The sequence below is a fragment of the Stackebrandtia nassauensis DSM 44728 genome (genome assembly GCF_000024545.1).
Lineage (GTDB): Bacteria > Actinomycetota > Actinomycetes > Mycobacteriales > Micromonosporaceae > Stackebrandtia > Stackebrandtia nassauensis.
In genome coordinates this window covers 3,007,517-3,020,834 of sequence record NC_013947.1, presented here as the reverse complement: position 1 = coordinate 3,020,834, position 13,318 = coordinate 3,007,517, and the positions used below count along the sequence as shown (strand labels likewise).

11 protein-coding genes are annotated in these 13,318 nt (G+C 67.9%); 3 read left to right on the top strand and 8 right to left on the bottom strand.

Features of this window, described 5'->3' with window-relative positions:
- Positions 1 to 15: 15 nt before the first annotated feature.
- The 7 genes from SNAS_RS14125 to SNAS_RS14095 all read right to left on the bottom strand — a co-directional run bounded on the left by SNAS_RS14125 (position 16) and on the right by SNAS_RS14095 (position 8,819).
- Positions 16 to 891 (bottom strand): Vgb family protein, encoded by an 876-nt coding sequence (locus tag SNAS_RS14125; RefSeq protein WP_013018113.1) that lies wholly within the window; start codon positions 889 to 891, stop codon positions 16 to 18.
- Positions 888 to 1,529, bottom strand: a complete 642-nt coding sequence (locus SNAS_RS37190) for a CatB-related O-acetyltransferase (protein ID WP_144300786.1) — start codon at positions 1,527 to 1,529, stop codon at positions 888 to 890. The genes SNAS_RS14125 and SNAS_RS37190 overlap by 4 nt, the downstream gene beginning before the upstream one ends.
- A gap of 92 nt (positions 1,530 to 1,621) precedes the next feature.
- Positions 1,622 to 2,596, bottom strand: coding sequence for a hypothetical protein (locus SNAS_RS14115; protein ID WP_013018111.1), 975 nt, complete (start codon positions 2,594 to 2,596; stop codon positions 1,622 to 1,624).
- A gap of 22 nt (positions 2,597 to 2,618) precedes the next feature.
- Positions 2,619 to 4,805, bottom strand: a complete 2,187-nt coding sequence (locus SNAS_RS32770) for a M91 family zinc metallopeptidase (protein WP_013018110.1) — start codon at positions 4,803 to 4,805, stop codon at positions 2,619 to 2,621.
- Between the two features lie 37 nt (positions 4,806 to 4,842).
- Entirely contained in the window at positions 4,843 to 5,169 is a 327-nt protein-coding gene (locus SNAS_RS14105) for a hypothetical protein (protein WP_013018109.1), read from the bottom strand.
- Positions 5,154 to 5,705, bottom strand: a complete 552-nt coding sequence (locus tag SNAS_RS14100; RefSeq protein ID WP_013018108.1) for an OsmC family protein — start codon at positions 5,703 to 5,705, stop codon at positions 5,154 to 5,156. Before SNAS_RS14100 ends, SNAS_RS14105 begins: the two co-directional genes overlap by 16 nt.
- Positions 5,706 to 5,801: 96 nt before the next feature.
- On the bottom strand, positions 5,802 to 8,819 hold the full coding sequence (locus SNAS_RS14095; protein WP_013018107.1) for an alpha-mannosidase: 3,018 nt from the start codon (positions 8,817 to 8,819) through the stop codon (positions 5,802 to 5,804).
- A 134-nt stretch (positions 8,820 to 8,953) separates the two neighbouring features.
- Here SNAS_RS14095 and SNAS_RS14090 point away from each other — a divergent pair, with 134 nt between their 5' ends.
- The 3 genes from SNAS_RS14090 (at position 8,954) to SNAS_RS14080 (ending at position 12,340) form a co-directional block, all read left to right on the top strand.
- Entirely contained in the window at positions 8,954 to 9,964 is a 1,011-nt protein-coding gene (locus SNAS_RS14090) for a phosphotransferase enzyme family protein (RefSeq protein WP_013018106.1), read from the top strand.
- A 44-nt stretch (positions 9,965 to 10,008) separates the two neighbouring features.
- A complete protein-coding gene (locus tag SNAS_RS14085) occupies positions 10,009 to 11,103 on the top strand; it encodes a C45 family autoproteolytic acyltransferase/hydrolase (protein WP_013018105.1) in 1,095 nt (364 codons plus the stop codon).
- A gap of 61 nt (positions 11,104 to 11,164) precedes the next feature.
- The gene (locus SNAS_RS14080) at positions 11,165 to 12,340 is read left to right on the top strand and encodes a hypothetical protein (RefSeq protein WP_013018104.1); all 1,176 of its coding nucleotides are present in this window, start codon (positions 11,165 to 11,167) and stop codon (positions 12,338 to 12,340) included.
- A 70-nt stretch (positions 12,341 to 12,410) separates the two neighbouring features.
- Here the strand turns inward: SNAS_RS14080 and SNAS_RS14075 are convergent, their stop codons facing one another.
- Complete coding sequence (locus SNAS_RS14075; protein ID WP_013018103.1) at positions 12,411 to 13,307, bottom strand: carbohydrate ABC transporter permease; 897 nt, start codon at positions 13,305 to 13,307, stop codon at positions 12,411 to 12,413.
- Positions 13,308 to 13,318 lie beyond the last annotated feature (11 nt).

Below are 13,318 nucleotides of genomic sequence, written 5' to 3'. Positions count from 1 at the left end.
CAGCCCACATTCACATTAGCCGATCCGAGCCAGCGCTCCGGTCTCCAAAGCGGTCCACAGTGCGCCGTCGGGGCCGGTGGCGATGCCGTGCGGTTCGCTGCCGGGCGTGGGCAGGTCGTGCACCGTCACGGCCCCGGACGGGTCAATGGTGCCGACCCGGTTGGCGCCCCACTCGGTGAACCACAGCGCGCCGTCGTGGGCGGTGATGGCGTGCGGTCGGGCGGCGCGGTCCGGCAGCGGGAATTCGGTGATCGTGCCGTCGACGGTGATGCGGCCGATCTGTCCGGCGCCGATCTCGACGAACCACAGCGCGCCGTCGGGTCCGGCGCAGATGCCGACCGGACCAGCGGCCTCGGTGGGCAGTGCGTGGACGGTGATGTCGCCGTCCATGCCGACGCGGCCGATCGCGTTGGCCTGGTTGAGTGTGAACCACATGCCGTCGTCGCGGCCCGCCGTGATCGCCGAGGCCATCCCGCCGGTCATCGGCAGCGGGTACTCGGTGACCTTGCCGTCCACGGAGATCCGGCCGACGCGGTCGCCGGTCATCTCGGTGAACCACAGCGCGCCGTCGGGCCCGGCGGCGATGCCGAAGGGGCCGCAGTCGGGGGTCGGCAGCGGGTACTCGGTGAGGTCGCCGTCGGTCGTCAGCCGCCCGATGGAGTGGGCGCGGTTCTGCGTGAACCACAGCGCGTTGTCGGGGCCAGGCGCGATGATCATCGGGCCGCTGCCGGGGGCGAGCTCGTGGGCGGTGGCTTCGGTTCCGGGAACGAACCGGGCGATCCGGCCGCCGTGCACCAGCGTGATCCACAGGGCACCGTCGGGTCCACTGGTCAGCGCGTACGGACCACCGGCGGCGTCGGTGACGACGTGTTCGGTGATGGTGGCGGTCATGAGTCCTCCTGGGGCCGCCGGTGTTCGGCGGCGACGCGGGCGATGTCGGCGGGGTTTCCGGCCATGATGGTGCGGGCGTGCTCGGTGACCAGTTCCATCGGCCAGTCCCACCAGGCCGCGTCCAGCAGCTGCTCGACCTCGGTGTCGCTGAACCGCCGCCGGATCTGCTTGGCCGGGTTCCCGCCCACGACACTGTATGGCGCGACATCGCCGGTGACGACCGAGCCGCTGGCGATGATGGCCCCGTCACCGATGCGCACGCCGGGCATGACCAGCGACTGGTAGCCGAACCACACGTCGTTGCCCACTATGGTGTCGCCCCGGCTGGGGATCGCCGACAGGACGTCGAGGGTTTTCTCGGCCCATTCGCCGCCGAAGATCGTGAACGGGAACGTCGACACACCCGCCGTGGGGTGGTTGGCCCCGGCCATGATGAACCGGGTGCCGGTCGCCAGCGCGCAGTACTTGCCGATGACGAGCTTCTCGGGCCCGTATCCGTACAGGACGTTGCGCTCCTCGAACGCCGTCGGGTCGTCGGGATCGTCGTAGTAGGTGTAGTCACCCACGACGATCTTCTCCGAGTTGATGAGCGGCTTGAGGAACACCACCCGCTCGTGCGGGGTGGGGCGGACGGTCATCGGGTCTGGCGACACGATCGGCTCCTTTCGGGGACGACACGTGACGATAGTGGACTACCGACGGTGGTGGCGTGTGTTTTCCGCTACGCCGCTCACCGGCGCCGCGCCACCCCGATCAGGCTCAGTACCTGAGCGGCGAGCATCAGCGCCACACCGAGGATCAGGGCCGGGGCCGCGAGGGGCTCAACACTGTCCCGAGTGGCGTCATCCACAGGGGACGGTTCGATCGTCAGCGGGTTGGTGAACATCAACCACACCGACAGCGCGAGCCACAGCGGCGTCAACGCGCCGATGCCGACGGCTATCGGTTTCGCCCCCGTGGTCACACGGGCGGCGAGCACCACGGCCACGACGGCCAGCGGAACCAGCGCCGCCAACGGCAACAGCGGGTCGGCCAGCGACGTGCCCGCGACCGCGGCGACGATCAGGTTGAGCGCCAACATGAACAGCGCCACCGCGATCGAGCCGTACCCGCCGACGCGGACCAGACGGCCACTGGCCGGAGCGGGCGGCGGCGCCGGGACCACGAAGTCGGTGGCGGCGATCGGGGCCGTCGGCGGTGGAGCGGCGGCCGGTCGCGACTCGGTCGCGGCCCGAAACGCCGCGCCCAGGACCGCCAGCACCGCCGCGCCCAGCAACACCGGCCGGGCCACCTGGAACCAGTACGGGCCGGGCGCCTGACCGAAGGTCAGGTCGTCGCCCTCCACTCCCGGACTGAGGCTGAAGTTCAACGGTGTGAGGAAATACGCGCCGACGAGGCCCGCCGCCGTCACCACCGCGATCACGCCGGAGGTCACCAGGTACCCGGTCCGGCCGCTCGCCGGACGAGCGCTCCACAGTGCCCACGCGAGCAGCACCAGCGCCAGGAGGCCGAGCACCATGTCGACCTCGTCGCCGTACCGGTCGGTGAGGTCGTCACCGCGGTACGGCCCGCCGGGCACCGCGACCTCGGCGCCGTAGGCGTCCACCATGAACACCGCCAGCCGGTCCAGCGCGATGACCGCCAGGACGCAGCCGAACGCGATCCACGCCAGACCCGCCGGACGTTTCCATATCGGACTCGTCACCGTGGTTTACTCCCCCGTCCGGTTACTTCCTGTCTGAGGCGTAGGTTTCACGCGGATCGAGACCCATTTCGTCCCGCAGACCGTTTTCGGTGTAAGCGTACTTCTGCTCCAGGTTGCCGCTCGGGTTATTGGGGTCGTAGTCGCGCCCGTCGGTGGGCAGACCCACCGCCTGCCGCTCCGACTTGGCGATGTCCTTGTCCGGCCCGTTGCCGCCGATCTTGTCGTGATCGTGGACGTCCAGCAGGTGGCTGGCCCCATGCGCCATCTCGTGGTACATGACCACGGCCGGGTTGCCGCCGGGTCCGTCGTCGAGGTGGAACGCCGGGTTGATCTCGATCTCGATGTCGTCGCTGACGACGCCGTTGTTGCGGGCGTAGCCGTTCTCGACCTCCCACTCCTCGTCCCGGTCCTCGTTGTCGGGGTCGAGTTTGAGTTCCTTGATCGTGAACGAGTCGTTGTTGAAGGTGTCGCTCATGTGGTCTTTGTAGAGGTTGAGCATTTCCCCGCCCGTCGGGGACGACCCGAAGGTGTTGAGGTCGGCCAGCATCCGGTCCTTGAACTCCTCGGAGCCTTCGATCTTGATGACGCCGTCCTTCACCAGCTGGTCGGCGTCGATCGGCTTCACGTGGTGCTTGGTACCGACACCGTCCACCTTGTCCTCGCCGTCCTGGACGTAGGCGGTGTCGTCGGCGTCGCCGGTCACCGAGTCCTTGCCGAAGCCGGAGTACATGACGTCCTTGCCCTCACCACCGTCCAACGTGTCGTCGCCCTTGCCACCGGACACCACGTCGTTGCCACCGCCACCGGTGACCTTGTCGTTGCCGGTGCCGCCATCCAGGTAGTCGTTGGCGTCGCCACCGGCCAGGGTGTCGTCACCGTCGCCGCCGTACATGGTGTCGCCCTGGTAGTAGGTGTTGCCGTGGCCGTCGGTCTTGCGCTCCCCGGCTCCGGCTTCCAGGTGGTCGTTGCCGTCCTGGCCGTCGACGTAATCGGCGCCTTCTCCGGCGAAGACCCGGTCGTCACCCTTACCGGCCTGCACCCGGTCGTTGCCCTCGCCGGAGGCGATGACGTCGCGACCGCCGCCGGTGTTGATCTTGTCGGCACCGTCGCCGGAGTACACGTGGTTGTCGCCCCCGGCGCTGACGGTGTCGGCACCCGCGCCGGTGGAGATGTCGTTCTTGCCGCCCAGGTCGAGCACCGAGTCATCGCCACTGTAGGTGGAGATGTTGTCGTTGCCGTCGCCGGTCATGACGGTGTCCTTGCCGGCTCCGGTGGAGACGCGGTTGTCGCCACCAGCGGTCGTCACGGTGTCGTCGCCGTCGCCGGAGATGATCGTGTTGTTGCCGTCCTTGTCGCCACCGAACGGGAACAGCGGGTTGCCGGCGTCGATGGTGTCCTTGCCCGCGCCACCCAGGCTGGTGACCTGAACGCCCTTGGCGTCCACCTTGATGGTGTCGTCGCCTTGGCCGCCCCGGACGGTGATGTTGGTGCCCGGTGGATAGGTGTGTTTGGTGCCGTTGGACTCCACGATGACATTGCCCTTGTCATCCGTGGTGACCTTGACGTCATCATTGCCCGTCCCCGTGTTCATGATGACCCGGCCGTCCGGCAGCGTGATCGTGCGCGGAACCCTCGTGGACTCCGGCGGCAGATCGAACGGCTCCTTAAAGCCTTCCGCCACCGAACCCCACTTGATCGTCACGTCCGCGAAATCGGAAGCCGCGGTCTTGAGGTTGCCCGCTTCGGTGCCCAGTTGCTTGTCGAGGTCGGCGCGGATCCCCTTGGCGGCCCGCACCGCCTCGATGACAGCTTTGGACTGCTCGGGGTTGGCGGGTTTGAAGTTGATCTTGTCGTCGCCGACGACACACGGCACCGCGCCAGTGATCGCGCCCTCGGCGGTCGTCAGTTGCCCCTGTTTGGCGGTGATCGCGTTGGCGATGTTGTCCAACGCGGTGTCCACGGCGTCGGCCTTCTTCTTCAGATCGACCAAGGCCTTGCTGATCTTCTGCTGATGCCCCTCGTAAGCGGTGCGGCCCTTGCCTTCCCAGCCGTCGTCGTAGACGACCTTGGCCTTCTTGAACACGTCGTCACCGGCCTTGTCCACGGCGGTGCCCAGGTTCTTCCACCCCGTGGACGCCGCAGTGATCTTGGAAGTGTCAGCATCCAACCGCCACCACCGACGGTCCACATTGATTTCGGGCTCGACCATTTCAGTTATGTCCTTCGGGATTTCGCTTCAGCGGGCGTTAGCAGGGCTTTCCGGGGCGGCACTCGGGGATCTTCTCGGCGTTCTTCTCGTCGGTCTCCTGGTACGAGAACGCCATCCGCAACACTCGGTCGATGTCTCCCTCGAGAACCTCGGTCAGGTCCTCGACGGCGGTCCCACCCTTTTCGAATACCGAGTTGTAGGCGTTGGCGACGGCTTCCACGCCGGTGCTGTTGCCATAGGCGGACGAGTCGATCAACCCGGACTCCCGGGTACTGGACAGACCTTTCCGGACTTCACCGGAAATCGTGGTCAGGTCCTGGGACAGCTGGGCAAGCTTCACGGGCTTCGCTAGTACTTCGGCCATGCGCCCAAGTTATTCGCGCGCGCGGATAACCGGTATCCCATATATGTGCCAACTTCTGCTAATTTCACGTTCTGTATGTCCGGTTCGTGGCGGATCGGGAAGTTGACCGACCTGGCGATGAAGCAGACCTTGTGCACCTCGCCGTGCAGTTCCCGCGCCAGCGGCAGCATCGACGCGTCGGTGACGGTGACCTGTGGGCGCAGCGTGATCTCCGTGATCTGGCCACCGCCGCCGCTGGCGTCCATGGTCATCACACCGGCCGCCCGGTCCTCGTACTCGACGACGGTGACGCCGTTGGTCGCGCACAGGTGCAGGTACCACAGCATGTGGCACTGCGCGACCGAGGCGACCAGCAGTTCTTCGGGGTTCCAGCGCGACGCGTCGCCACGGAAGGCCGGGTCGGAGGACGCGGCGATCGGGGCCTTGCCCGAGCCCAGCAGCTCGTGGTCGCGACTGAAGGCCCGGTAGTCGCTGGTGCCGGTGCCGAGGTTTCCGGTCCATTCGACGGTGACGTCGTAGTGGTGGGTCTCTGCCATGGACGCAACGTACCTCGGCGCCGTCCGTCGGCATCGTCGTCCCGTGGAAACGTGTGGGCGGCGCGGCAGTGCCTCGCCGCGCCGCCCACTCGCTACTCAGGACTGTCGGGCCAGCCGCAGCGTCACGATCTGGAACGGACGCAACGACACCGCGACGCCGTCGGCCTCGACGGTCCGCTCGCCCTCGGGCAGTGCCCGCTCCAGCAGGTCCGTCTCCACGGCCGAGGCCAGCGGCACCGAGGCCGTCAGCCGCGCGTTCGCGCGGCCGCCGCACGCCTCGTACAGCCGCACCACGATGTCACCGGAGTCGTCGTCGGCGAGTTTGACCGCCTCGACGACGACCTTGTCGTTGTCGACGCTCACCAGCGGCTCGACCGGCCCGCCGCCGGTGACGGCGCGTTCGGGCAGGTTGATGCGGTAGCCCTCGCGGACCGCGTCGGCGATGTCGGCGCCGGGCGCGAAGCCGTAACGCAGCCGGTGCACGCCCTGGTCGGTGTCCGGGTCGGGGAACCGGGGCGCCCGCAGCAGCGACAGCCGCACCGTCGTGGTGGTGCCGCCGTCGGCACGGACCGCCCGGGTCACGTCGTGACCGTAGGTCGAGTCGTTGACGACCGCGGCACCCCAGCCCGGCTCGGCCACGTGCAGGAACCGGTGGGCGCAGATCTCGAACTTGGCGTTCTCCCAGCTGGTGTTGGTGTGGGTGGCTCGCCGGACGTGACCGAACTGGGTCTCGGCGGCCGAGGTCTCGGCACGCACGTCGATCGGGAACGCCGCCTTGAGGAAGGTCTCCGACTCGTGCCAGTCCACTTCGGTGTCGAAGTCGACGGTCGCCGAACCGGCGTTGACCGTGATCGACTGCGTGACACTCGAGGCGCCGAAGGAGCGACGCACCTCGAAGGTCACCTTGGTCAGGCCCGCGTAGGCGATCTCGACCGAGTCGGCCTCGGTGAGGTTCGTGACCGTGTTGCGGTAGAACGAGTCCACGTCCCAGGCGTCCCAGTGGTTGGGCAGGTCGGGGTGGATCTGGAGCAGGTTCGCCACCTCGCCGGGCGGCAGCGCCTCGCGCTGTTCGGCGAGGTCGACCACCGAGGTGACCAGACCCCGGCCGTCGACGCCGACCCGGATCAGTCCATTGTCGACACTCCAGCCGTCGTCGGCCGAGCCGGTGACCACGACCGGTTCTCCGGACGACACCGTGCCCGCGCCACCGGCCGCGACCCCGCCGCGCGCGTGCGGGGCGGCGTTGAACACGACCCGGTGGTCGCCGGCACCGGCCAGCGACCGCTGCGCGGCGTCGATGATGGACTCCAGTTCGGCGGCGACGCTCGCGTAGGTCTCGGCGGCCTGCCGGTGGACCCAGGCGATGGACGAGCCGGGCAGGATGTCGTGGAACTGGTGCAGCAGCACGATCTTCCACAACCGGTCCAGCTCCGCGTGCGGGTAGGCGAAGTCCCCGCGCACCGCCGCGGTGGCGGCCCACAGTTCGGCCTCGCGCAGCAGGTGCTCGCTGCGCCGGTTGCCCTGTTTGGTCTTGGCCTGCGAGGTGTAGGTGCCGCGGTGCAGCTCCAGGTACAGCTCCCCCACCCACACGGGTGCGTCGGGGTAGTCGGCGTGGGCCTTCTCGAAGAACACCGACGGCTTCTCGATGTCGACGCGCGCCGAACCCTCCAGGTTGGACAGGCGTTTGGCGCGGGCCAGCATCTCGCGGGTGGCGCCGCCACCGCCGTCGCCGTGTCCGAACGGCGCCAGCGACCGGCTGGCGGGCCCCTTGTCGCGGAAGTTGGTCACCGCGTGGGCCATCTGCTCGCCGGAGAAGGTGACGTTGTAGGTGTCGATGGGCGGGAAGTGCGTGAACACGCGGGAACCGTCCAGCCCCTCCCACCAGAAGGTGTGGTGCGGGAACTTGTTGGACTGCGACCACGAGATCTTCTGGGTCAGGAACCACTTCGAGCCCGACAGCTTCACCAGCTGCGGCAGCGCGGCGGTGTAGCCGAAGGAGTCCGGCAGCCACACCTCCTCGGTCTCCAGCCCGAACTCGTCCAGGTAGAACCGTTTACCGTGGACGAACTGGCGGGCCATGGCCTCGCCGCCGGGCATGTTGGTGTCGGACTCGACCCACATGCCGCCCACCGGGACGAACTGTCCCGACGCGACCTTCTCCTTGACCCGCTCGTACACCTCGGGCCGATACTCCTTGATCCAGGCCAACTGCTGAGCCTGCGACATCGCGAAGACGTACTCGGGGTGGTCGTCCATGAGGTCGACGGTGTTGGACGCGGTGCGGGCGACCTTGCGGACGGTCTCGCGCAGCGGCCACAGCCAGGCCGAGTCGATGTGGGCGTGGCCGATGGCCGACAGCCGGTGCGCCGAGGCTGTCGCGGGCGCTGCCAGCGCCGGGGCCAGCACGGTCCGGGCCGCGGCGGCGGTGCCGGGCACGTCGCGCAGATCGACCGCGTCCAGGGCCTTGCCGACGACCCGCAGGATCTCCCAGCGGCGCGGCTGGTCCAGCGGCAGCTGCCGCATCAGCTCGTCCAGCACCTCGAAGTCGTGGACCAGTTCGTACACCTCGGGGTTGAACACGGCCAGCTCGGCGCGGTCCAGCTGGTACAGGCACTTGTCGGGCGCGGTGGCCTTGTCACCCAGGTCCGTCACCGGTCCCTGAATACGGGGGTTGGCGGCGGCCTCGACGTGGAACAGCACCTCTTCCCCGCCCTCGGCCTTGTCACTGACGCGCATCCACTGGTTGTCGGGGTGCAGACCCTTGATCGCGGTGCCGTCGGGGCGGTAGATCAGACCCTCGGCGGAAAAACCCGGGCCCCAGCCGTAGTTGCTGAACCCCAGGTCGATCCGGGCCTCCACGACCTGCCCGGCCCACGCGGCCGGGACCTGGCCGGACATGCGAAACCAGCTGGTCCCCCACGGCGGCCCCCACTCGTCGCCGAGCTGACAGGGCTCGTAGGACGCGGCGATGCCCTCGGCGGGCGGCACCGGTTCGCCGGGAGCGTGCCACACGGCCACGGTGAACGGGGTGGACTCGCCGTACACGGCGGGGCGGATCCGTTCGCGCAGGACGCGTTCGAGGCGGTCTTCAATGAGCTTGCGGTCGTCGTGCACGGCGCATCAGGCCCTTCGAAAGGAGAGGTCAGGTGGGTCGGATGCCAACCTAACAGTGGAGAGCGGGCTCCCCGCTTCGTGCCAGGACGGCGCCATGGGTGCGGAAAGTGGATCACGCGCATTAGGTTTGAGGCGTGGACCCATCCTCTATCCCGGCTCCGGCCTCGATCCTCCCGTATTGGGAGCTGGGCACCGTCGAGTCGATCAAGAGGGTGCCCACCGGCCTGATGAACCGCAGCTGGCGGGTCGAGACCGACACCGGGCCGTACCTGCTGAAGCTGTTCCTGGACGTGCAGGGCGAGCAGCTGGCGTTCCAGTTCGAGGTGCTGCGGGCACTGGCCGGTGCCCGGGTGCCGGTGGTGCTGCCGGTGCCGTCCAACCACAACACCGACTCGCTGATCTTCGACGGCAACGAGTTCGGGGTGTTCCCGTGGTTGAAGGACGGCCGCCACCGCTCCGGCCTGTCGATGTCGCTGGAGCGCTGCCGCGACCTGGGACGGGTGCTGGGCAGCATCCACCTGACGCTGAGCAAGGCGGTTCCCACGCCGAGACAGCCGTTCTTCCAGCCCTCGATCCCGGTCGAGCAGGCCATGGACCGGGTCGACCGGCTGCTGGACCTCATCGACTCCCGCCACGGCGGCTCGTCCTTCGACGCGCTGGCCGAACGGACACTGCGCATGAAACGGGGCCTGTTGGCCAAGCTGGCCCACCGTCGCCCGCCCGACATCCCGGTCATGTCCTCGGGCTACCTGCACGGCGACCTGCACCCGCACAACCTGCTGCTGGACGGCGACGACCGGGTGCTGGCCGTCCTGGACTGGGACCGGCTGCGGGTGGGCCCGCACAGCAAGGAACTGGTGCGCGCGGCGGCGTTCTTCTTCACCCACGGCGACGAACGCGGCATCGACCTCAAACGCGCCGCCGAGTTCATCGACGGCTACCGCGACATCTACGACCTGGGCGCGCCTGAGATCCGCATCGCACTCCACCGGCTGTGGTGGGAGCGGCTGGCCGACAACTGGGTCATCGAATGGCACTACATGCGCCGCAATCAGGCCTGTGACCACCTGTTGCCCGGCCAGACCGCGCTGGTGAAGTGGTGGACGGCCAACTTCGACGAGGTCATGCACACCCTGGTGCGGTGATTAAGCGGTTCGGACAAGCCGCGGCCACGTTCTAGGGTGGGGACATGCCTCAACTGCCTCTCGTCTCCCTGTCCGGTACCCCCCGCGAGCGCGGGCGCCAGCACGGTGCCGCCCTGTCCGACCGCATCGCCGACAACGTCGCGCTCTACTCGCGACGGCTGCGGCACGACGCCGGACTGTCCGAAGCCGACATCGCCGAGCGGGTCTCGCTCTACCTGGACGTGTTCACCACGGCCTCGCCCGACTACCGGGCCACGATGGAGGGCATCGCCGAGGCCAGCGGCCAGTCTCTGGCCGACATCGCGATGCTCAACGCCCGCTTCGAGATCCTCTACAGCGCCTGGAGCCAGCTCAGCGCCACCGTCGACGGCGAGTGCACCGGCTTCGGCGCCCCGGCGTCGGCCACACCGGACGGTCACGTGTGGATCGGCCAGAACTGGGACTGGTTCCCCGACGTCAGGGGCGCGCTTTTGACCTGGACCGACGACGACGTCAAGGTGCTGGCCTACACCGAGGCCGGGATCGCCGGAGCCAAGATCGGCGTCAACAGCGCCGGGATCGGCCTGTGCGTCAACGGTCTGGGCTGCGAGGACGACGACTGGAAACGCGGCGGCCTGCCGTTCCACCTGCGCACGTCCCGCATCCTCAACTCCCGCAGCCTCACCGAGGCCATCGCGATCGCCAGTCTGGACGCTCCGTCCTGCTCGGCGAACTTCCTCATCGGCTCGGCCACCAAGGGCATCGCCGACGTGGAGTCGTCCCCGGTGGGCGCCCGCCGCCTCACCCCGGACAACGGCCAGGTCCTGGTGCACGCCAACCACTTCACCGACCCCGAAGCCCTGGGCATCGTCCAGCACTTCCGCTCCACACCGGTGACGACCTTCCACCGCGCCGAACGCCTCGACGCCCTCCTCAACGGCGCCAAACTGTCCACCGAACACGTCGAGACGTCGCTGCGCGACCACGAGGGCGGCGAACTGGCGGTGTGCCGCCACCCGGTCGAGACCAAACCCGAACACCTGCGCACCCACACGGCACTGTCGGTCCTGATCGACCTGGAGGAGCGGACGCTGCGCTACACCGACGGCCCGCCCTGCGAGTCGGAGTTCACCACCGTCGCACTGTCCGAAGTGGCCTGACGGCAACCGGAACGCCCTCCTGCTCGTGTTACATACCACGTAGACATGAGCAGGAGGCTTTGTGACGAAACGATTCGGCGGGCGCTGGTGGCTGGTCGGCGCGATCACGGTAGCGGTGGCCGGGCTGGCCGCGACGACGCTGACGGTCATCGGCAGTGGCGACAGCGGCAACGGCGGCGACAGCGCCTCCCTGTCCAAGCTGGACACCAAGACCGTTCCCCCCGATGCTGGGTCATGCGACGTGGAGTTGCTCGACTGGCCCGCGGAGGGCGAGCCGGGATTCGACCTCAAGATGAGCCCGAACGGTGAGTACATTGTCACGGACACTCCCGGCTCATCCGATTTCGTCATGTGGCACAACGGCAAGCTGACCGTTGTCAGTGACGTTCCCGGCGAGGGGGACGCTTCGGTCAGCGGCGTCAACAGTCAGGGCGTCGTGATAGGAACCAGATCCGGGTCGGACGGTTCCACGGCCTACGAGGCGTGGCGGTACGAGGACGGAGAAGCCAGCGAGTTGAGGGGATCCGGAGGCTCAGCGGTGTTGGACCTCGCCGCCGTCAATGACGAGGGAACCATCGTCGCGGCGGAACCGGCGGGGAGTTCTTCCGGAGATGATCTCTACGGCAACGGAATACTGACGTGGGCGCCCGGCGATACCGAGGCCACCACGGTGTCACTGTCCACCACCACCAGCGGGCGCGCTCCAACCGTCAGGGACATGTCAAACGACGGCACGCTGGTGGGTGGACAGTTCAGCGAGGAAATGATGGACGCCGCGGGCGAAGGCGACTATCAAGCTCGCATGTGGGACTCCAGCGGAAAAGCCACCGCCATTCCCATAGGTGAATACGATGCCTTGGCTTCGGACGTGGCCGGAGATTGGGTGATCGCCTCCGGGGAATCGAACTCGTACCGATTGACGACCACCGCGAAACCGGTGCCGGAGAAGCTCGGCGGTTTCACCGCCACGGCCGTCGACACGTCCGGCCGGGCCTACGGCGGCGTCGTCTCACCGACCGGCGAAGACGAGAACGGCGACGGCATAGACGATGATCCGGACCAGCATGTTCCGGGTGTCTTCGACTCCAAGGCCCGTCCGCTACCCGTCGTCGAAGACGTGAAGCCGCTGCATCAGGACGTGCCGTACGGCCTCGACATCGTCACCGCGGCATCCGAGGACGGAGCGAAGCTCGCGGGCAACTGGAAGGGCAACCCCGTCATGTGGACCTGCGGCTAGGCACGACAGACGAGGAACCGCCGCCCCGCTGGTGGGAACGGGGCGGCGGTGGTATCGGTGGGAGCCGTCGCTACTTCACGGCTCCGGCGGTCATGCCGCCACGGATCTGTCGCTGGAACAGGACGTAGGCGGCCACCATCGGCAGGATCGCCAGCGACATCGCGGCGAACAGGACGCCGGTGTCGGTCTGGGCTCCGGCCTGGCCGACCAGTTCCTGCAGGCCGACCGACAGCACCTGGCCCTGGCCTTCGGTGGTGCTCATCAACGCCAGCGGCAGGATGAACTGGTTCCACTGCCCGATGATGTTGAAGATGGTGATCGAGATGATCCCCGACTTCGCCATCGGCAGCATCACCTGGAAGAACAGCCGGTAGTGCCCGGCGCCGTCGATCATGGCGGCCTCGGCGATGCTCGTGGGCAGGGTCCGGAAGAACGCCGTCAGGAAGAAGATCGTGAACGGCAGCGAGAAGGCGATATAGGACAGTGCCAACCCGACGAAGGTGTCCTTGAGCCCGATGTTGGCGAGGATCTTGTACAGCGGGAACAAGGCCAGGAACACCGGGAACATCATTCCGGCGACGAAGCCGTAGTAGATGACCCGGTTGCCCCAGAAGTCATAGCGCGCCAGAACGTAGGCGGCCATGGCTCCCAGCAGCATCGTCCCGGTCACCGACATGGCCAGCACGATGAGCGTGTTCAGGAAGTACTCGCCGATGTGGGCGTCGGCCCAGGCTCCGGCGAAGTTGCTCCAGTCGGCCTCGGTCGGCCAGCCGATCGGGTGCCGGTTGATGTCGCCCGAGGAACGCAGCGAGTTGATGAAGACCCAGATCAGCGGCAGGATCACCATCGCCGCCCACAGGGCCAGGAAGCCGTGTGAGAAGACGTTGATGACGCGGCCGTCCTTCTCCTGGACGGGTTCCGGCTTCGGCACCTCGGTTTCGGCCTTTGTGGCCTCTACTGTAGTCACAGTCGGTTCCC